Raw genomic sequence first — 19,563 nt, 5'->3', positions numbered from 1 at the left:
CGTTTCACGTCCCGGCCCCGTTGCGTATGCTGCGTGCAGCGGCGCGTCGCGCCCACCCGGGACGTGAAGGAGACACCATGAAGCTCTACACCTATTTCCGCAGCTCTGCCGCCTACCGCGTGCGGATCGCGCTCAATCTGAAGGGGCTGGACTATCACCCGATGCCGGTGCATCTGGCGCGCGATGGCGGAGAACACCGCGGGGAGGACTATCTGGCGGTGAATCCGGCCGCGCTGGTGCCGGCCTTGGCCGAGGATGGCCGCGTGCTGACGCAGTCGATGGCGATCATCGAGTACCTCGACGAAACCCATCCCGCGCCGCCGCTGCTGCCGGGCGCGCCCACGGACCGCGCGCGCATCCGCGCAATTGCGCAGGCGATCGCCTGCGACATCCACCCGATCAACAACCTGCGCGTGCTGCAATACCTCGGGCGCGAATTCGGCGTCGATGAAGCCGGCCGCAACGCCTGGTACCGCCACTGGGTGGAAACCGGGCTGGCGGTCGTCGAAAAAATGCTGGCGGGCGATGCCCGCACCGGCGCGTTCTGCCACGGCGACACGCCGACGCTGGCGGACTGCTGCCTGGTGCCGCAGGTATTCAATGCCCGCCGCTTCAACTGCCGGCTGGAGCACATGCCCACGGTGCTGCGCATTGCCGAGCGCTGCGAGGCGGTGGAAGCCTTCCGCCGCGCCGCACCGGCCAACCAGCCCGACGCCGAGTAGCGCCGTCGGGCGGTTGCGGGGTGGCTCAGGCGTTGGGGCCGCCGTAGCGCACGATGCCCGGCTGGCCGGGGCCGAGCTTCACATGGTGGATGCTCGACCCGGTCGCGCTGCTGACCTCGACCGTGTATTCGCCCGGCGGCAGCGCGCCGACGCGGCTGCGGCCGTGCACCTGCGCCTGCACCAGGCGCTGGCCGCTGGTCGAGAAGATGCCGACGCGGACCTGCTCGGCCTCTTCGTGGCCGCTGCCGGTCTGCACCGGGGTGACGATCAGCGGGTACTGTTCGCCGCGGGCGGCCAGCGCAGGGGCGCTGAGCGTCAGGCCCAGCAGCGTGGTGGCGAGCGCCAGCGCCCCCGAGCGCACCGGCTGCTCCTTGCGGCCGGTGCGGGCGCTGCGGCCGCGCGCCGCGGCGGGCTTCACCTCGAGCGCGGTCGCGGCGGTGTGCAGGAAGTCGTCCACCACGGCCGGGTCGAGGCGTTCGGCGGCGGGCGTGGGGTTTGCGGTCTTGCGGATCTTCATCTTCATGTCTTTGTTCTCTCGTTCCGGGTCGCTAGTTGGGGGCGGTCGCGGGTTTATCAACCCAGCTCGACCGGTACGAATATGCGTGCTTCATCGCGCTGGACGAGCAGCGCGACATGCTTGCCAGCCTTGGCCACCAGCGCGCGCAGCTGGTCCACCGTTTCCACCGGCTGGCCGTTGATCGACAGGATGAGGTCGCCGCGCTGGATGCCGGCGCGGGCCGCGGGCCCTGCCACCTCGGTCACGACCAGCCCGCCCGGCAAGCCCGCCTGGCGCCGCTCCTCGCCCGACAACGCGCGCACCGCCAGCCCGAGGCGACCCTGGTCGGCCTTGCCGGTGCTGCTTGCCACCTGGCTGTCGTCCGGGAACTCGCCGACCTTCACCTCCAGGTCGCGGCTTTCGCCCTTGCGCCAGACCTTCATGCGCACCGTGTTGCCGGGGCGTACCGCTGCCACGCGCGGCGGCAGGTCAGCCGAGTTGACGATCTTCTCGCCGTTCAGTTCGATGATGACGTCGCCGACCTTCAACCCGGCCTTGTCGCCCGGCGCGCCGGGTTCGACCGAGCTGATCAGCGCACCGCCGGCGCTCTTGAGGCCGAAGGATTCCGCCAACGCCTGATTGACGTCCTGCACGGCGACGCCGATGCGGCCGCGCGTGACCTTGCCGTGGGCCACGATCTGGTCGCGCACGCCGGCCGCGACGTCGATCGGAATCGCGAACGAAAGGCCCTGGTAGCCACCCGAGCGCGAGTAGATCTGCGAGTTGATGCCTACCACTTCGCCGGCAAGATTGAGCAGCGGGCCGCCCGAGTTGCCGGGGTTGATCGCGACGTCGGTCTGGATGAAGGGCACGTAGCCTTCATTGGGCAGCGAGCGCGACTTGGCCGAGATGATGCCGGCCGTAACGGAGTTTTCGAAGCCGAAGGGCGCGCCGATCGCGAGCACCCAGTCGCCCACGTGCGCTTTCTGGGGATCGCCCAGCGGCACCGTGGGCAGGTTCTTGGCGTCGATGCGCAGCACCGCGACGTCGGTCGGTTTGTCGACGCCGAGCACCTTGGCCTTGAACTCGCGCTTGTCGGTCAGCTTCACGGTGACTTCGCTGGCGCCGTCGACCACGTGTGCGTTGGTCAGCACGATACCGTCGGCGCTGACGATGAAACCGGACCCCTGGCCGCGCACCGGGCCCTGCCCCGGCGGGTTGCCGAACTGGGGGCCGAGCGGCGGGCCGAAGCGACGGAAGAATTCGGAGAACGGATCATCCGGGCTGAGGCCGCCGGACGGGCCCCCGGTGCGCACCGGGCCTTCGGTGCTGATGTTGACGACCGCGGGGCCGACGCGCTGGATGATGGTGTCGAAGCTCGGCAGCACGATGCTGCCGGCGGGCAATCCGCGTGGAGCAGGCGCCTGCGCCAGCGCGTCGGTGCCGAAGGCGCCGGCGAGGGCGAGGATCAGGGCAGAGGCGGTGGTAGTGGCGCGCAGGGGGTGTTGCATGCTCGGTCTCCTGGAAGGCTCGGTATGCGGTTGTTCCGCTTGCCCGGCACCTTAAGGGAGGCCGACTTAAAGCAGACTTAAGGTTCTACCCCTGCCGTGTTACCGGATGTCTCTTCCGCCGCGACCGGCGCGGCCGGCAGGCCGACGCGGACCGCCAGTCCGCCGCGCGCCGATTCGTCGAGCCGCAGTTCGGCGCCGTGCCGGTCGGCAATCGCCTTCACGATCGCCAGTCCGAGGCCGCTGCCGGGTTGCTCCTGCCCGGCGCGGCGGTAGAAGCGGTCGAGCACCCGCTCGCGTTCCTCGACCGGGATGCCGGGCCCGTCGTCCGCGACCTCCAGCCACACGCGGCCGTTCTCGTGCCATACCCGCAGGTCCACCCGGCCCCCGGCGGGGGTGTAGCGGATCGCGTTGTCGATCAGGTTGACCACCAGCGTGCGCAGGCTGTCGCGGTCACCGTGGACGGTGCTGCCGCTGTCCAACTGCTCGGCGCCCAGGTCGATGCCGCGCGCTTCGGCCAGCGCTTGCAGTTCGGCGGTGACCAGCGCAACCAGTTCGACCAGGTCCACGACGGCCGGGGGCGCACCCGCCGCGGCGGCGTCCGGCGTCTGGCGCGCCAGCGTGAGCAGTTGCTGGACCACGCGGGTGGCGCGCAGCAGCCCCTGGCGCAGTTCGCCGAGGGCGGCGCGGCGCTCCGCTTCGGACCCGGCGCGTTCGGTCAGTTGCAGTTGCAGCTGGAGCGCCGCCAGCGGCGTGCGCAGCTCGTGCGCGGCGTCGGCGACGAAGGCACGCTGCGCGCTCATCGCGTGGTCGAGCCGGCCGAGCAGTCCGTTCAGCGCCTGCACCAGCGGCTGGGCCTCGTCCGGCACGCCCGCGACCGCGAGCGGTGCAAGGCTGTCCGGCCGGCGTTGGCCCACCGCGCGGGCCAGCCGCTCCAGCGGGCGCAGGCCGCGCCCCACGAGATACCAGATCAAGCCGGCCAGCAGCGGAAGGATCACCAGCAGCGGCGTCAGCGTGCGCAGCGCCGCCGCGGCGGCGAGACGGTTGCGGTGAGACATCGGCTGCGCCACCTGGACCACGCGGCTGCCCATCACGATGGAATAGGTGCGCCAGTCGCCTTCGGCCGTCGGTACCGTGGCGTAGCCGAGCTGCGCGCGGTCGGGCAGCGCGGTGTGGGGGCGCGACAGATAGAGGCGCAGCCCCTGTTCGTCCCACACCTGGATGACCATGTCGAAGAGCTGGTCGTCGGGGCCGAGCTCCGGTTGGGCGCCGTATTGCGGCGCCCGCAGCGAGAGCGCGAGCTGGCGCAGGTGGTAGTCCATGATCTCGTCCACCTCGCCGCGCGTGGTCTGGTAGGTGGCGAGGCTGCCGATCAGGAATACGCCGAGCACCGCGCCGAGCAGCGTGATCAGCAACTGGCGCCGCAAGGACAGCCAGCCGGGCCGGTGGCGCGGGCCGGCGCGCCGCGCGAGGCCGCGGCGGGCCGGCCGGGCGGGGGGCGTGCCCGCGTCATCCGGGTGCGGCCGGGGCGCTTCAGCGCCGTGGACGGGCGCACGCGCTTCGGGTTCGGGGGCTGCGTCGTTCATGCCTGCACCGGGACGAACCAGCCGACGCCGCGCAGGTTGCGGATGCGCTCGGCGCCCAGCTTGCGCCGCAAGGCGTGGATGTGCACCTCCACCGCGTTGCTTTCCACCTCCTCGCCCCATCCGTACAGGCGCTCTTCGAGCTGAGCGCGCGACAGCGGTTTGCCGGGGTGTTCGAGCAGGGCCTGCAGCAGCGCGAATTCGCGCGCGGACAGCCGCACCGGGGCGCCATCGACGGTGACGGCGTGGGTGGCGGGATCGACCACCAGGCCGGCCTGCCGCACCACCGGTTCGCTGCGCCCGGCACGCCGGCGCAGCAGCGCGCGCACCCGGGCGCCGAGTTCGTCGAGGTCGAAGGGCTTGACGAGATAGTCGTCGGCCCCGGCGTCGAGGCCGCGGATGCGGTCTGCCACCGCGTCGCGCGCGGTCAGCACCAGCACCGGCACCGTGTTGGCGGCGCTCCGGAGTTCGGCAAGCACCGCCAGTCCATCCTTGCCGGGCAGGCCGAGGTCGAGCAGCAGCAGGTCGTAGGGCGCTTCGCCTCCGGCGGCCGGGGTGGTCAGGGCCAGGACGCCGGCGGCGCCGTCGCGTACCCAGTCCACGGCGTACCCGTCCTGGCGCAGGCCGCGTTGCACGGCGGCCCCGATCATCGGGTCGTCTTCGATCAGCAGCAGGCGCATGGAGTCGGGGCGGACACGCGGCCGGGCCGCGGGGGATGCGATTCTAGCCCGTCGGCGCGGGGAGCGCCGCGCCCCGGGCTTACAGACGGGCGGGGCGGTTGATCGACGTGCGACGGCCCGTCAGACGCCCCACACGACAGGGACCTTGGCGCGCTGCGATTGCTCGAGCATGTCGAGCAGCGGCCACGCACGCTGTGCGAGGCTGACCGGCGCCGCCATGCCGGTACGGCCGGCTTCGCGGTCGGCGGCTTCGTCGTCCTCGTTGCGGCCGGCATTGCGGGCGCGGTCTTCCTCGATCGCGGCCCGCAGGCGCGAGATCGCGTCCGGCAGTTGTTCGACGGTGACGATGCCCTGGGTGTCGGTAGCGTCCTTGCCCAGGATCGCGATCAGTTTCCTGGCCGCGTCGCCGAGCATCAGGACCTCGGCGGCGGCGTCGGATTTGAAGGTGTACAGCATCGCGTGCTCCTCAGAGTCCCTTGACGGCGTAGATGCCCGGCGCGTTGCGCCAGTAGCCCTTGTAGTCCATGCCGCAACCGAACAGGAAGCGGTCGGCGATGTCCAGCCCGGTGAAGTCGGCCCGCATGCCGGGGTAGGCTTTGCGATCGTGCAGCTTGTGCACCAGCACGGCCGACAGGACTTCGCGGGCGCCTTCGGCTTTCAGGTGTTCGATGATGGCCTGCAGCGTGTGGCCCTCGTCGAGGATGTCGTCCAGCACCAGCACGCTGCGCCCGCGCAGGTCCTGGGTGGGCCGCACCCGCCAGTCGAGTAGCGTGCCCTGCAGCGCGTGGCCGTAGCGAGTGGCGTGCAGGTAGGCGACTTCGAGCGGAAACGGCAGCCGCGGCAGGATGCGGCCGGCGAGGATCAGGCCGCCGTTCATCACCGTGTAGATCAAAGGGTTGCTGTCCGCCATGCGGGCGGTGATCGCGGCGGCCATGCGGTCGAGTGCGGCCTCGACGGCCGCGGCATCCGCGAGGCAGTCTGCCTCTTCGCGCGCGCGCAGGATTTCGGCCATGTCCATCGGCATCGGGTGCAGCTCCGGCGGGTGTTTGTCGGAAGGGAAATACTGTCAATTCTAGACCACGGCCCCGTGGGAGAGGCCGGGCGGCGCGCGCACCGGGGAGGGCAGGGCGACGTGGAAGGCGGATTTGCGCCGGGCCGTTCAGGCCTCAGCGGCGCTGGCCGGCCCGCATCCGCGCCTGCAGCAGCGCGGCGGCTGCGCGCACCAGCGGCCACGCCAGCCTTGCGCTGAAAGCGCCGCTGTTGGTGGCCCGGTGTCGCAGCAGCAGCCAGGCCAGCCAGCCGCCACGCCGGGCCAGCCGCCACGCCCGGCGCGGGCGCAGCACCGCCACCAGCGCCGCCGCGCCGGCCACCAGGGGGGCGTGGCCGCGTATCCAATCCAGCCCGCTGCGGACGTGGTCGACTACATCAACGGCGGGCGCGATGCCGCCCATGCGGCGCGCGATGTCCTCGCGCTGGCGTTCGGCCTGCAACTGGAGCCGCTGCTTGCGCAGCGCGAGTTCGACCAGGCGCGGGTTCATTCGCCCCGTTCCAGGCGCTCGCGGTCGCGCGTCAGTTCGGCCAGGCTGGCCGCGAACAGCTGCGAGCCGCGCCGCATCTCGCGCGCCGCGTTGGCCGCCGCCAGCAGGCCGCCGCCCAGGCAGGCGAAGGTCGCCAGTCCGAGCGCGAGCAGCCGGTGTTCGTCCCAGAACAGCACCGTGAGGAATACGGCGAGGAAGACCGCGCCGAAGCCCACCAGCACGCCGGCGAGCACGATGTTGAACAGCAGGCTGCCGAGGCGGAGTTTTTCTTCCTGGACTTCGACCGCGAGCAGTTCGAGCCGGATCTGCGCGATCTGCAGCGCGGTGTCGAGAAAGCCGCGCAGGCTTTCGAGCAGGCGCGGCCTGCCGGGTTCGGCCATGGCGGTCAGCGGCGGCTGACGAGCAGTCCGAGCAGGAAACCCACGCCTGCCGCGACGCCCACCGACTGCCACGGGTGCTCGTGCACATAGTCGTCGGTGGCGTGAGCGGCGCGCCGCGTCTTGTCGACCAGCGCGGCCTCGGCTTCGATCAGGCGTTCCTTCGCGATCGCAAGGCGTTCGCCGAGGCGGACGCGCACGTCGCCGAGCTTGTCGCCGGCCTGGCCCGCGGTGAGCTTGAGGAGTTCTTCCGCATCCGATACCACGACCTTGAGGTCGGACATCAGCTTGTCTTTCGAAGGGGCGGTGTCGTTCATTTTGTTGCCTCCGTTGCTGGATTATGACAAGCGCGCGGGCGCCGTGAGGTGGGTCAACGCTAATCCCAATCCGGGGTGAAGGCAATGCCGCTTGCCCTAGTGCGCCGGTGCATGCGGCGGTGCCACGCGCGGCAGCAGCAGGCTGAAGCGGGTGCCGCTGGAAGCTCCGCCCTGCTGGCTTTCCACCTCGATCTGTCCGCCGAGCAGGTCGGTGACGATCTGGTGGGTGACGTGCAGGCCGAGCCCGGTGCCGCCGGCGTGGCGGCGGGTCGTGAAGAAGGGGTCGAAGACGCGCTCGATCGCATCCGCCGGGATGCCGACGCCGTTGTCGGCGAGCGTGATGCGGACGTGGTCCGGCCCTTCCGCCACGGCTTCGAGCGTGATCGCGCCGGGGCGCTGCTCCGGGAAGGCGTGGGTCAGCGCATTGTCGAGCAGGTTGGTGACGACCTGTCCGAGCGGGCCTGGGTAGCTCTCCATCTGCAGGCCGGGCGCCAGTTTCAGTTCGAGGCTGACGGGCGAACCCGGATTCCATCTGTGCAACCGGTGATCGGTATCGACGATGACTTCGGCGAGATCGAAGCTGCGCCGCTCCATCGTCGTGCGGTCTATCGCCACCTGTTTGAAGCGGCGCACCAGGTCGGCGGCGCGTGACACCGCGCGGTGGGCGAGTTCCAGTCCTTCGTGGCTGGTGGCGAGGAAGCTCGTGAGGTCCGACTTGCGCAGCCCGGTGCCGATCTGCGCCTCCAGCGTCGCAACGCCCTCGCGCGCGGTGCTCAGCGCCATCAACGCACTGCCGAGTGGGGTGTTCAGTTCGTGCGCCACGCCGGCCACCATCAGGCCGAGCGAGGAGAGTTTGTCCGCCCGCGCAAGCTGCGCCTGCAGCGCACGCAGGTTGACGATGTTGCGTTCCAGTTCCGTATTGGCGCGGGCGAGTTCGGCGCTGCGCGCTTCGACCTGATGGACCGACCACGCCAGCCGGGCCGACAGCCAGAACGCGGCGATCAGCGCGACCGCCGAGAGCAGCGCAAGCATCAGCAGCCAGCGCGACTCCACCGGAGCCAGGACGCCTTCGGGCACCTGGACGATCAGCGTCCAGGCCCGCTGCCCGTTGTCGGCGTCCTCCGCGGGCGAGAACCGGGCGTGGGCCCAGATGCCGTCGGGATCGCGGTGGAGTCCGCGCGCCTGACCGCCGATCTGTGTCCACAACGCGGGGCGCGCGACGGGCAGCGCCGCCGGCGCGTCGCCATTGCCCGGATGCATCAGCCAGCGGCCCTGGTGGTCGACGAGGAAGGTGTTGAAGTCCAGCGTGCGGCCCAGTCCGCCCAGCCGGTCGAGCAGGCGTTGCGCCTGATAATCGAGCACGACGAGGCCGCGGCGCTGTTCGCCGTCCATGACCGGCGTGACCGCTCGCAGCAGCGGCAGCGTGGTCGGCGCGCCGGGGAGCCCGGTGCCGAAGCCCGCGACATGGAATTGATCGGCGGTCAGTGTTCTTGCGTCCACGAAGTACGCCGCGCCCGCTTCGTTGCGCAGTTCGGCCGCGGCCGCGATACGGGCGTGGCCGTCACGCAGCTCGATCCGGATGCGTTCGTCGCCGCGTTCATCGACCCACCGGGTCTGGGCGTAATTGCCGCCGTTGGTGGTGACGGTGTACAGCAGCTTTGTCGCTACCGGCGTATCGCCCAGCCCGCCGCCCAGCATCTGGGCGAGGAAGGTCGCGTCGCGCCGTACGGTTGCGAGGGTGCGGCCGAGGATCTGGGTGCCCTGGTCGAGGAAGTCGGCTTGCGCGCGCAGCAGCGGCCGTTCCAGCGACTGTCTCAGCTCCTGCCATACCAGCGGGACGCCGATGCTGAAGATCGCCAGCCAGGGCAGGAAGAACAGCAGCAGGCGCCGCCGTACCGGGCGCAGCGCCCGCGCGGCCTGCAGTAGCCGTGTCATTGCAGTGCCGGGCCGGACTGCAGGCGCGCGATCAGCCCGGCGACCGGCTCGGGCCGGGCAAACAGATAGCCTTGCGCGTGGTGGCAGCCGCGCGTCTTCAGCCAGTCGGCCTGGGCGCTGTTCTCTACGCCCTCCGCGATCACCCGCATGTCGAGCCGGCGGCCGAGGCCGATGATCATGTCGGCGATCGTCTGCCGCTCCGGCGTCACGCCGATTTCCTGCACGAAGCTGCGGTCGATCTTGAGCGTGTGGGCGGGCAGCGTGCGCAGGTAGGCGAGCGACGAGTAGCCGGTGCCGAAGTCGTCGATCGCGATCGGAAAGCCGGCCTCGCACAGCCGCCCGAGCATGTTGCCGGTGGCGTAGCGCTCGTCCATCGCGATCGACTCGGTGACCTCGATCTCGAGGATGTGCGGATCGAGCCCGTGCGCTTCCAGCGTGGCGCGCAGTTCATCCAGCAGGCCGGTCTGCGCAAGTTGCAGCGCCGACACATTGACCGCGATCGGCAGGTGGCCGAAGCCGGCCGCGGCAAGGCGGGCGAGCGCCTCGCAGGTGAGTTCGATGATGTGCTTGCCCAGCGGCGCGATGAGGCCGTTGGCCTCGGCCAGCGGGATGAAGGTGGTGGGCGGGATCGGCGTGCCGTCGGCGCGCGTCCATCGCGCCAGCGCTTCGGCGCCGACCACGGTGCCGCTGGCGAGGTCGTACTGCGCCTGGAGCGCAATCCCGATTTCGCGGCCGCGCAGCGCGTGGTGCAGTTCGCGGGCGAGCTGGAAGCGCAGGTTGTGTGGCGTCTCCATGCCCGGCTCGTACTCCACGACGCGCCCCGGCCCCTGGCGCCGGCTCTGCTTCAGCAGCAGGCTGCCGGTGGCCATCGCGCTCTTGGCGGAGCCCTGGTAGTGGTCGAGGTCGATGCGGGCGGCGCCGAGGCTGATGAAAGGCGCCAGCTCGTTGTCGTCCACATCCCCGGCTTCCAGGCGGTCGAGATGGGCCAGATCGAGGGCCGCCGGCGGACCGAGGACGGCGAAGGTGTCGTCGTGCAGGCGCGCGACCAGCGCGGGCGGAGGAAAGCTGCGGCGTAGCCGGGCGGCCATGCGCGCGAGCAGCAGGTCGCCCTGCTCGATGCCGAGCGACAAACAGCTTTCGGAGTACTGGTCGAGGTCGATGAACAGCAACGCACGGTCGCGCGGCGCAGGGCGGGCGAGGACGCTGTCGAGGCAGCGCAGCAGCGCGTTGGCGTTGGGCATCGCCAGCAGGCTGTCCTCGTAGGCCATGCGGTCGAGCTGGCTGACCAGGGAGACGTTGATCAGTCCCGAGTTGATGTTGCTGGCAAAGACCCGCAGCAGCTCGAGTTCGGTGTCGTCGAGCGCGCGCAGGGTGGCGACATAGGTGGCGGCGCGCGGGCCGTCGCCGCTGCCGGGGAAGTACAGCACCTGGCTTTCGGCGTCGGCCAGCGACTGCTGTTCGGCAAGCGCCTGGCGCAGCAGCTCGCGGATGCGGGTGTCGTCGAGCACCGACAGCTGGCCCGCGACGAGGTGGGAAAAGCGCCCCGCGGCGCCGACGATGGTGGCGCTCTGCGGGTCGCTGCCGGGGCCGTCCTGCACGCACACCAGCCCTTCCGGCGCCAGCCGCAGCAGGCGCGCCAGCTCCTTCACCACGCGCCCGGAGAAGTCGTGCAGCGTGCGCGAGGAGGTCAGGCTGTTGCTGGCTTCCACGATCATCTGCAGGCCGCGGCGGGCGCGGTTGAGCGCGTCGATCTGCTCCCACGCCCGCAGCGCGCCGGTCAGGATGCCGTGCAGGCGCTCGCGGTTGAGGTCGGTCTTGAGCCAGTAGTCGTTGATGTCGAGCCGGGTCAGCGAGGTCTGCATCGGCGCGACGCCGGGCTGGCCGGTCAGCAGGATGATGCGGATTTCCGCGTTCCCGAGCAGCTCGCGGATGCTGGTCACCAGGCGCAGGCCGGCGTCGTCCGACTCCATCACGACGTCGAGCAGCACCACGGCGATGTCGTGCCGCGCCGCGAGCAGCGAAGCGGCTTCGTTGGCGGAGCCGGCGGTGAGGAATTCGATCGGCTGGTCGCGATAGCGGAAGCTCGCCAGCGCGTAGCGCAGGGAATGCTGGAAGGCCGCGTCGTCATCGACGGAGAGCACGCGAAACACCTGCCGGCGGGAGGCCGGGTGCGCGTCTGTCGGCGGTTCTTCCGCGGCGAAGGCGAAGTGATCGTCGTCGTCGACGGGGGAGGGCGAACCCGCAGGCTGGATCATCCATCTTCCTCCGCGAGAGGGCGGCGGACGGGCCTGCGTGGGCGCCGGGATTATCGCCGCGGAATATCAGTGTCTATTCATATCGAGAAGATGAGACTCACTGTTGTATAGCACCATGGCAAGGCAACGCAAAGGCGGGCAGGTCCTCACAGATCGCCGTCGTAGTCCACGACGAGCGGAGCGTGGTCGGAAAAGCGCTGCGCCTTGTACACCGAACCGGCGCGTGCGCGCGCGGCGATGCCCGGGGTGGCGATCTGGTAGTCGATCCGCCACCCGACGTTCTTGGCCCATGCCTGGCCGCGGTTGGACCACCAGGTGTAGCTGTCGCCCGTGGCCTCGGGGTACAGCGCGCGGTAGACATCCACCCAGCCGTGGGTGTCGAACAGCGTGCCGATCCAGGCGCGTTCCTCGGGCAGGAAGCCCGAGTTCTTCTGGTTGCTCTTCCAGTTCTTCAGGTCGATTTCGCGGTGGGCGATGTTCCAGTCGCCGCAGATCACGACCTCCTGGCCGCAGCGCCGCAGTTCGGCGAGGCGGGGCATGAAGCGCTCCATGAAGCTGAACTTGGCCTGCTGGCGTTCTTCCGAACTGGAGCCCGAGGGCAGGTAGAGCGAGATCACCGAGAGGGCCCCGAAATCGGCCTGCAGGTAGCGACCCTCGGCGTCGATGTCGGCGATGCCCAGCCCTTCCACCACCCGGTCCGGCGCCTTGCGGCTGTAGATGCCGACGCCGCTGTAGCCCTTCTTCTCGGCGTAGTGGAACCAGCCCTGGTAGCCCGCCGGGGCGCGCATCGCGTCGGTGAGGTCGCCTGCCTGCGCCTTGAGTTCCTGAACGCATACGACGTCGGCGTTTTGGGCGGGCAGCCAGTCGAGAAAGCCTTTGGTGGTGGCGGAGCGGATGCCGTTGAGGTTGGCGGAGATGATGCGTAACATGGTCCCGTTTTTTCCTTATGAACGGCGCGCCTGGGTGCCGTTCGATGCGAATTGGATAAAGTCGTGGAAGCCGTTCACAAGGGCCCGGATTCTAGCCGGGATTTCATCGCGCTCGCATGCCGCAAGGGCGTGCTCCGCTTCGGTTCGTTCATCACCAAGGCGGGCCGCAATTCCCCCTATTTCTTCAACGCCGGCCTGTTCGACGACGGCGCCTCGTTCCGCGAGCTGTGCGGCTACTACGCGGGCGCCATCCGCCGTGCCGGCGTGGCCTGCGACATGCTGTTCGGGCCCGCCTACAAGGGTATCCCGCTGGTGGCCGGCACCGCCATCCGGCTGGCCGAAGACGGACTGTCGCTGCCGTTCGCGTTCAACCGCAAGGAAGCCAAGGACCACGGCGAAGGCGGCACGCTGGTGGGTGCGCCGCTCGCCGGGCGCGTGCTGATCCTCGACGACGTGATCTCCGCCGGCACCTCGGTGCGCGAATCGGTGGACATCATCCGGGCGGCGGGCGCAACTCCGGCCGGCGTGGTGATCGCGCTCGACCGCATGGAGCGCGGCAAGGGCGCGCTGTCGGCCGTGCAGGAGGTGCGCGAGAGCTTCGGCATCCCGGTGATCGCCGTCGCCACGCTTGAAGACCTCATCGGCTATCTCGCGGACAGTCCGGAACTGGTCGCCAACCTCGAGGCCGTGCGGGCCTACCGGGAAACCTATGGGATTGCGTCGCAGTCTTGAAGCCGGTGCCGTCGGCACCGCGCTGCTGTTGCCGTTTGCGCCGCTGATGGCGGCCCAGACCATCTATTGCTGCGACGTCGGCGGCCAGCCGGTGTGCAGCGATGTGCTGCCGCCGGCCTGCTACGGCCAGGCCTATCGCGAGATCGGTCCGCAGGGAACGATACGCAAGAAGGTGCCTGCGCCGCCGTCGGCCAGCGACATTGCCCGCCGCAACGCCGAAGCCGAGCGCCTGAAGGAAGAAGAGGCGCGTGCCACCAAGGTTCGCCGGCTGGATCAGGCGCTGCTGCAGACCTACACCAGCGTCACCGACCTGGATCACCGCCGCGACCGGGCGCTGGCCGACATCGACCGCACTCTCGACGAACTGCGCGAACGCGAAGAACGGCTGCTCGAACGCCGCAAGGCACTGCTGCCCGAACAGGCCGGCCAGAAAGCCAAACCGCAGAGCAGGGCGCAAGCGGAAGCGCTGCGCGACCTCGACAGCGAACTTGCCGCCCACCGTTCGGTGGTGGACGCGAAAGTGCGCGAGCGCGAGGGTGTGCGCCAGCGCTACGCGGAAGACCGCGAACGCTACCTGGAGCTGACCGGGGCGCAGAAGGCCGCGCCGCGGCAGCAGGAAGGCGGCAAGCCCGAGGGCGCGCAGGAGTCGCGCTGACGCCGGCCTGAGGCTGCGGTACAGACGGCGCTGACGGCGCCGGGGAGCGTGCGATGAGTGAGTCTGTCGTTGTCCGCGCGGCGTGCCCGCACGATTGTCCCGACACCTGTGCAATGGAGATCGGCGTGCGCGACGGCCGCGCGGTGAGCGTGCGCGGTGCCGCCGACATGCCCTTCACCAACGGTGCCTTGTGCACCAAGGTGGCCCACTACCTCGAACGCGTCTATTCCGACCAACGCCTGAGGCATCCGCTGCGCCGGGTCGGCGCAAAGGGCGAGGGCCGCTTCGAGCGCATCCGCTGGGACGATGCGCTCGACATCATCGCCGAGCGCTTCCGCGCCATCGCCGCCGACGATCCGCGCGCGATCCTGCCCTACAGCTACGCCGGCACGATGGGGCTGGTGCAGAGCGAAAGCCTGGACCGGCGCTTCTTCAACCGGCTCGGCGCGGCGCGGCTCGATCGCACGATCTGCGCGGCGGCCGGCGCAATGGGCTGGAAGGCCACCGTGGGCGCGTCGATCGGCGCCGACCCCGAGGCCGTCGTCGATGCCCGGCTGATCCTGATCTGGGGCGGCAACCCGGTCGTCTCCAACGTCCACGGCTGGCGTTACCTGCAGGAAGCCAAGCGCCGCGGTGCGAAGCTGATATGCATCGACCCGCGCCGTTCCGAAACCGCGGCGAAGTGCCACCAGCACGTCGCGCCGCTGCCCGGCACCGACGGTGCGCTGGCCCTGGCGATGATGCAGGTGCTGATCGCCGAAGACCTGCTCGACCACGACTACATCGCGCGCTGCACGCTCGGTTTTGCGGAACTTGCCGAGCGCGTGCGCGGATGTACGCCCGAATGGGCGGCCGGCGTCACCGGGCTCGACGCGGTCACCATCCGGGAACTCGCGCAGGCCTATGGACGGAGCGCGCCGACCCTGATCCGCCTCAACTACGGACTCAACCGCAGCGGAGGCGGCGGCATGGCGGTACGCAACATCGCCTGCCTGCCGGCACTCACCGGCGCCTGGCGCCACGCCGGGGGCGGCGCGCTGCTGTCGACCTCGGGCAACTTTCCGCTCGACCGCCACGCGCTTGAACGGCCGGACCTCTACCGGCAAGACCCGAGCCGGCCGTCGCGCACGATCAACATGACGACGATCGGCGAGGCGCTGCTCGAAACCCGCGATCCGCCGATCCGCGCGCTCTACGTCTACAACGCCAACCCGGTGGCGGTGGCGCCCTATAGCGCGAAGGTCAGGGCCGGGTTCCGGCGGGAAGACCTGTTCTGTGTCGTCCACGAACTGTTCCAGACCGACACCGCGGACTACGCCGACATTCTGCTGCCTGCCACCAGCCAGCTCGAACACCACGACCTCCACACCTCCTACGGTCACTTCTACCTGGTCGCCAATCGGCCGGCGATCGACGCGCAGGGCGAGGCCCGCTCCAACACCGAGGTGTTCCGCCAGCTTGCCGCGCGGTTGGGGTTCGACGACACCGCCCTGTTCGAGACCGACGAAGCCATCGCGGCGGCGGCCTTGCGGCGCGAGGACGCGCGCTCGCTGGGCGTGGGCGCACGACTGGCGGAGCGCGGCTGGGCGCGGCTCAACCTGCCGCGGCCGTTCGCGCCCTTTGCCCGCGGCGGTTTTCCGACGCCGTCCGGCAAGTGCGAGTTCCTGTCGTCATTCCTGGCTGCGCAAGGTCTCGACCCGCTGCCGGCCTGGCACCCGCCGTATGAATCGGTGGTGAGCAATCCGGCGCTGGCCGCGCGCTATCCGCTCGCGTTGATCTCGCCGCCGGCGCGCAATTTCCTCAACAGCAGCTTCGCCAACCTGCTGCGCTTCAGCGCCGGGGAAGGCGGGCCGCGGCTCGACATCCATCCTGACGACGCCGCCGCGCGCGGCCTGACGGACGGCATGCGGGTGCGCATCCACAACGATCGGGGCGCCTTCCATGCGTACGCGCGGGTGACTGAGGCGGTGCGCCGGGGCGTGGTCGCGGCGCCATCGATCTGGTGGCAGAAGCGCTCGGGCGATGGCGAAAACGCCAACGCGGTAACTTCGGACGCCCTCACCGACATGGGCGGTGGCGCGGTGTTCTACGACTGCCTCGTCGAAGTCGCGGGCGCGCCGGCATGACTGGATGAGAATGCAATGTGGATATCCGCTGCGGTGCGCGCGTACCACGGCGGTATCATCCGTGCTTCGCTGACAGCCGGGTCCCGCCATGGACGAATCCGCCACCCTCGACGCCGTAGCGGCGCTGCTCGCCGACGCCTCCCGCATCCTGTTCATCACCGGGGCGGGCATCTCGGCCGACTCCGGTCTGCCCACCTACCGCGGCATCGGCGGGCTGTATCACGAGCGGCTGACCGCCGACGGGCTCACGATCGAGGAGGCGCTGTCGGGCCACATGATGGCGGCGCGGCCCGCGCTGACCTGGAAATACATCGCCGAGATCGAGGCCAACTGCCGCGGCGCGCAGCCCAATGCCGCGCACCGCGTGATCGCTGCGCTGGAGCGCGAGAAGCCCGACGCCTGGGTGCTGACGCAGAATGTCGATGGCCTGCATCGCGCGGCCGGCTCCACCCGGCTGATCGAAATCCACGGCACGGTGCACCACCTGCGCTGCACGGAATGTCGCCACGAACGCACGGTGGAAGACTTCGCCGGCCTGCGCCTGCCGCCGGAATGCCCGGCCTGTGGCGGCGTGCTGCGGCCCGACATCGTGCTGTTCGGCGAAATGCTGCCGGCCGCCGCCGTCGGGCGGCTGGAACATCTGATCGATGCCGGCTTCGACCTCGTCGTGTCGGTCGGTACCACCAGCGTGTTCCCGTACATCGCCGGCCCGGTGTGGTGGGCGCGCCAGGCCGGCGTGCCGGCGGTGGAGATCAACCCGGGCGACACCGAGGTGAGCCACCTCGTGCGGCATCGTCTGCGCATGCCGGCGGCGCGCGCCTTCGAGGAGCTGTGGCGCCGCCTGCACCCCGAAGCCGGCTGACGCGGCGCGGGGGCGCGCGGGCGCGCTGGTATCATGCCGGCGCTAACCCTAGGACGTTCCCCATGCACTTCATGACCGCCCTCCGCGCCGCCTGGCAGCAGCGCGACAGCCTGCTCTGCGTCGGCCTTGACCCCGATCCGGCCCGGTTCCCTGCCCATCTGCAGGGCCGCCGGGACGCCATCTTCGAATTCTGTGCGGCCATCGTCGATGCTACCGCCGACCTGGTGTGCAGCTTCAAGCCGCAGATCGCCTACTTCGCCGCGCGCCGCGCCGAAGACCAGCTCGAAGCGCTGATCGACCACATCCACGCCCATCATCCCGGCGTGCCGGTGATCCTCGACGCCAAGCGTGGCGATATCGGCAGTACCGCCGAGCAGTACGCGGTGGAAGCCTTCGAGCGTTTCAAGGCGGACGCGATCACGGTCAATCCCTATATGGGCCGCGACTCGGTCGATCCCTACCTCGCTTACCCGGACAAGGGCGTGATCCTGCTGTGCCGCACTTCCAACCCCGGCGGCTCCGACCTGCAGTTCCTCGACGTCGGTGGCGAGAAACTCTATGAGCGCGTCGCCCGCCTGGTGGCCGAGGACTGGAACGCCAGCGGCAACTGCGGCCTGGTGGTGGGCGCCACTTTTCCGGCGGAGATCGCCCGCGTGCGCGCGCTCACCGGCGAGATGCCGCTGCTGGTGCCGGGCATCGGCGCGCAGGGCGGCGACATCGAGGCCACGGTGAAGGCGGGCCGTACCGCCGCTGGCGGGGGGCTGATGATCAATTCCTCACGCGCCATCCTGTACGCCGGCAAGGGCGAGGACTTCGCTGCCGCGGCGCGTGCGGCCGCGCTGCAGACGCGCGATGCGATCAACGCCTACCGCTGAGGCCGGCTCATGAAATACGAGGACCTGCGCGACTTCATCGCCCAGCTCGAAGCCCGCGGCGAACTCAAGCGCATCGCCGCGCCGGTGGATACCCACCTGGAGATGACCGAGATCGCCGATCGCGTGCTGCGCGCCGGCGGCCCCGCGCTGCTGTTCGAGAAGCCGGTGACCCGAGGTGTGCCACAGGCCATCCCGGTGCTCGCCAACTTGTTCGGCACACCACAGCGGGTGGCGATGGGCATGGGCGAGGACGTCGCCGATGGCGACTGGAGCACGCCGCTGCGCGAAGTCGGCCGGCTGCTGTCCTTCCTGAAGGAGCCGGAGCCGCCCAAGGGCCTGAAGGACGCCTGGGAGAAATGGCCGGTGCTGAAGCAGGTGCTCAACATGGCGCCCAAGGAAGTGCGCTCGGCGCCCTGCCAGCAGGTGGTGTGGGAGGGCGACCAGGTCGATCTTGGCAAGCTGCCGATCCAGCACTGCTGGCCGGGCGATGCGGCGCCCTTGATCACCTGGGGCCTGGTGGTGACGCGCGGGCCGCACAAGAAGCGTCAGAACCTCGGCATCTACCGCCAGCAGGTGATCGGCCGCAACCGGGTGATCATGCGCTGGCTGGCGCACCGCGGCGGCGCGCTCGACTTCCGCGAACACCAGCAGGCGCACCCGGGCGAGCCCTTCCCGGTGACGGTGGTGCTCGGCTGCGATCCGGCCACCATCCTGGGCGCGGTGACGCCGGTGCCGGACACCATCTCCGAATATCAGTTCGCCGGCCTGCTGCGCGGCGCCAAGACCGAACTGGTGAAGTGCCTCGGCTCCGACCTGCAGGTGCCGGCGTCGAGCGAGATCGTGCTCGAAGGCGTGATCCATGCGGACGACATGGCGCCGGAAGGCCCTTACGGCGACCACACCGGCTACTACAACGAGGTCGCCGACTTCCCGGTGTTCACGATCGAACGCATCACGATGCGGCGCGATCCGATCTACCACTCCACCTACACCGGCAAGCCGCCCGATGAGCCGGCGATGCTCGGGCTGGCGCTGAACGAGGTGTTCGTGCCGCTGCTGCAGAAGCAGTTTCCCGAGATCACCGATTTCTACCTGCCGCCGGAGGGCTGTTCGTACCGGCTGGCGGTGGTGAGCATGAAGAAGCAGTACCCGGGGCACGCCAAGCGGGTGATGTTCGGCATCTGGAGCTTCCTGCGCCAGTTCATGTACACCAAGTTCATCATCGTCGTGGATGATGACGTGAACATCCGCGACTGGAAGGAAGTGATCTGGGCGATGACCACCCGGGTGGATGCCACGCGCGACACCACGCTGGTCGATAACACCCCGATCGACTACCTCGATTTCGCCAGCCCGGTGGCCGGGCTCGGCTCCAAGATGGGCATCGACGCGACCAACAAGTGGCCGGGTGAAACGAATCGCGAATGGGGGCGTCCCATCGTCATGGATGCGGCGGTCAAGCGTCGCGTGGACGAAATCTGGAGCACGCTGGGCCTGTAGCCTGCGCCAAGGCAGGCGCCGGGCGCCTGCCGGGAGCGAGGAGAACGGGATGGCCGATACCCCCTACACCGTTGCCAACACAGGAACACGCCCGTCGGGCGGGCAACTCACCCTGACCCACGTGATGTACGCGCTGCACGCGTTTGCCGTGATCACCGGTGTGCTCGGGTCGGCCACCATCGTCGTCAGCTTCATCGCCAGCCTGCCGTCGATTGCCGCCGTGGTGCTCAACTACTGGAACCGCGGCGCCGTGCGCGGCACCTGGCTCGACAGCCATTTCCGCTGGCAGCTGCGGACATTCTGGTTTGCGGTCTTGTGGGTTGCGGTGGCGCTTCTGTTCGCGGTCACGGTCATCGGCCTGCCGCTTGCCTTCGGCGCTGTGGTCGTAACCGGGCTGTGGGTGCTTTACCGCATGGCGCGCGGGTGGTGGGCGCTGAGCCAGCGCCAGCCGCTGCCTGTCGATTGACCGCGCG

General features: G+C 69.9%; 20 protein-coding genes. 8 read left to right on the top strand and 12 right to left on the bottom strand.

What is annotated here, in order from left to right:
* The first annotated feature begins 77 nt into the window (after positions 1-77).
* Positions 78-722: a maleylacetoacetate isomerase gene (gene maiA / locus dqs_RS18845; protein WP_065341409.1), complete on the top strand. Its 645-nt coding sequence runs from the start codon at positions 78-80 to the stop codon at positions 720-722.
* A 25-nt stretch (positions 723-747) separates the two neighbouring features.
* Here the strand turns inward: maiA and dqs_RS18840 are convergent, their stop codons facing one another.
* The 12 genes from dqs_RS18840 to dqs_RS18785 form a co-directional block, all read right to left on the bottom strand.
* On the bottom strand, positions 748-1,245 hold the full coding sequence (locus dqs_RS18840) for a hypothetical protein (protein WP_011767397.1): 498 nt from the start codon (positions 1,243-1,245) through the stop codon (positions 748-750).
* A gap of 50 nt (positions 1,246-1,295) precedes the next feature.
* The gene (locus tag dqs_RS18835) at positions 1,296-2,729 is read right to left on the bottom strand and encodes a DegQ family serine endoprotease (RefSeq protein ID WP_011767396.1); all 1,434 of its coding nucleotides are present in this window, start codon (positions 2,727-2,729) and stop codon (positions 1,296-1,298) included.
* Positions 2,730-2,806: 77 nt separating this feature from the next.
* Positions 2,807-4,312: an ATP-binding protein gene (locus tag dqs_RS18830; protein WP_148268777.1), complete on the bottom strand. Its 1,506-nt coding sequence runs from the start codon at positions 4,310-4,312 to the stop codon at positions 2,807-2,809.
* On the bottom strand, positions 4,309-4,989 hold the full coding sequence (locus tag dqs_RS18825) for a response regulator (protein WP_065341408.1): 681 nt from the start codon (positions 4,987-4,989) through the stop codon (positions 4,309-4,311). Before dqs_RS18825 ends, dqs_RS18830 begins: the two co-directional genes overlap by 4 nt.
* Positions 4,990-5,109: 120 nt before the next feature.
* On the bottom strand, positions 5,110-5,445 hold the full coding sequence (locus dqs_RS18820) for a DUF1840 domain-containing protein (protein WP_011767393.1): 336 nt from the start codon (positions 5,443-5,445) through the stop codon (positions 5,110-5,112).
* Positions 5,446-5,455: 10 nt separating this feature from the next.
* Entirely contained in the window at positions 5,456-6,013 is a 558-nt protein-coding gene (locus tag dqs_RS18815; RefSeq protein WP_065341407.1) for a hypoxanthine-guanine phosphoribosyltransferase, read from the bottom strand.
* A gap of 142 nt (positions 6,014-6,155) precedes the next feature.
* Positions 6,156-6,527, bottom strand: a complete 372-nt coding sequence (locus tag dqs_RS18810) for a YqjK family protein (RefSeq protein ID WP_011767391.1) — start codon at positions 6,525-6,527, stop codon at positions 6,156-6,158.
* Entirely contained in the window at positions 6,524-6,907 is a 384-nt protein-coding gene (locus dqs_RS18805) for a phage holin family protein (protein ID WP_065341406.1), read from the bottom strand. Before dqs_RS18805 ends, dqs_RS18810 begins: the two co-directional genes overlap by 4 nt.
* Positions 6,908-6,912: 5 nt before the next feature.
* Positions 6,913-7,221: an ElaB/YgaM/YqjD family protein gene (locus dqs_RS18800; protein WP_011767389.1), complete on the bottom strand. Its 309-nt coding sequence runs from the start codon at positions 7,219-7,221 to the stop codon at positions 6,913-6,915.
* A gap of 96 nt (positions 7,222-7,317) precedes the next feature.
* Positions 7,318-9,156 carry a sensor histidine kinase gene (locus tag dqs_RS18795; RefSeq protein WP_065341405.1) on the bottom strand — a complete coding sequence of 613 codons (1,839 nt, stop codon included), beginning with the start codon at positions 9,154-9,156 and terminating at the stop codon, positions 7,318-7,320.
* Positions 9,153-11,411 carry an EAL domain-containing response regulator gene (locus dqs_RS18790; protein WP_084018698.1) on the bottom strand — a complete coding sequence of 753 codons (2,259 nt, stop codon included), beginning with the start codon at positions 11,409-11,411 and terminating at the stop codon, positions 9,153-9,155. Before dqs_RS18790 ends, dqs_RS18795 begins: the two co-directional genes overlap by 4 nt.
* A 146-nt stretch (positions 11,412-11,557) precedes the next feature.
* Positions 11,558-12,340, bottom strand: coding sequence for an exodeoxyribonuclease III (locus dqs_RS18785; RefSeq protein ID WP_011767386.1), 783 nt, complete (start codon positions 12,338-12,340; stop codon positions 11,558-11,560).
* 63 nt (positions 12,341-12,403) lie between these two features.
* Between dqs_RS18785 and pyrE the strand changes: the two genes are divergently transcribed.
* The 7 genes from pyrE to dqs_RS18750 all read left to right on the top strand — a co-directional run bounded on the left by pyrE (position 12,404) and on the right by dqs_RS18750 (position 19,556).
* Positions 12,404-13,072, top strand: a complete 669-nt coding sequence (gene pyrE, locus dqs_RS18780) for an orotate phosphoribosyltransferase (RefSeq protein ID WP_011767385.1) — start codon at positions 12,404-12,406, stop codon at positions 13,070-13,072.
* On the top strand, positions 13,050-13,727 hold the full coding sequence (locus dqs_RS18775; RefSeq protein ID WP_065341404.1) for a DUF4124 domain-containing protein: 678 nt from the start codon (positions 13,050-13,052) through the stop codon (positions 13,725-13,727). The genes pyrE and dqs_RS18775 overlap by 23 nt, the downstream gene beginning before the upstream one ends.
* A gap of 53 nt (positions 13,728-13,780) precedes the next feature.
* Positions 13,781-15,853 carry a molybdopterin-containing oxidoreductase family protein gene (locus dqs_RS18770; protein WP_084018695.1) on the top strand — a complete coding sequence of 691 codons (2,073 nt, stop codon included), beginning with the start codon at positions 13,781-13,783 and terminating at the stop codon, positions 15,851-15,853.
* An 88-nt stretch (positions 15,854-15,941) separates the two neighbouring features.
* Positions 15,942-16,715: an NAD-dependent deacylase gene (locus tag dqs_RS18765; protein ID WP_065341402.1), complete on the top strand. Its 774-nt coding sequence runs from the start codon at positions 15,942-15,944 to the stop codon at positions 16,713-16,715.
* 62 nt (positions 16,716-16,777) lie between these two features.
* Entirely contained in the window at positions 16,778-17,590 is an 813-nt protein-coding gene (pyrF, locus tag dqs_RS18760; RefSeq protein WP_065341401.1) for an orotidine-5'-phosphate decarboxylase, read from the top strand.
* A gap of 9 nt (positions 17,591-17,599) precedes the next feature.
* Positions 17,600-19,090, top strand: coding sequence for a 4-hydroxy-3-polyprenylbenzoate decarboxylase (gene ubiD, locus dqs_RS18755; protein WP_065341400.1), 1,491 nt, complete (start codon positions 17,600-17,602; stop codon positions 19,088-19,090).
* A 49-nt stretch (positions 19,091-19,139) separates the two neighbouring features.
* The gene (locus dqs_RS18750; protein ID WP_065341399.1) at positions 19,140-19,556 is read left to right on the top strand and encodes a DUF4870 family protein; all 417 of its coding nucleotides are present in this window, start codon (positions 19,140-19,142) and stop codon (positions 19,554-19,556) included.
* Positions 19,557-19,563: the final 7 nt, after the last annotated feature.

This window comes from Azoarcus olearius, from assembly GCF_001682385.1.
GTDB lineage: Bacteria > Pseudomonadota > Gammaproteobacteria > Burkholderiales > Rhodocyclaceae > Azoarcus > Azoarcus olearius.
This window is presented reverse-complemented; position numbering and strand designations above follow the sequence as displayed.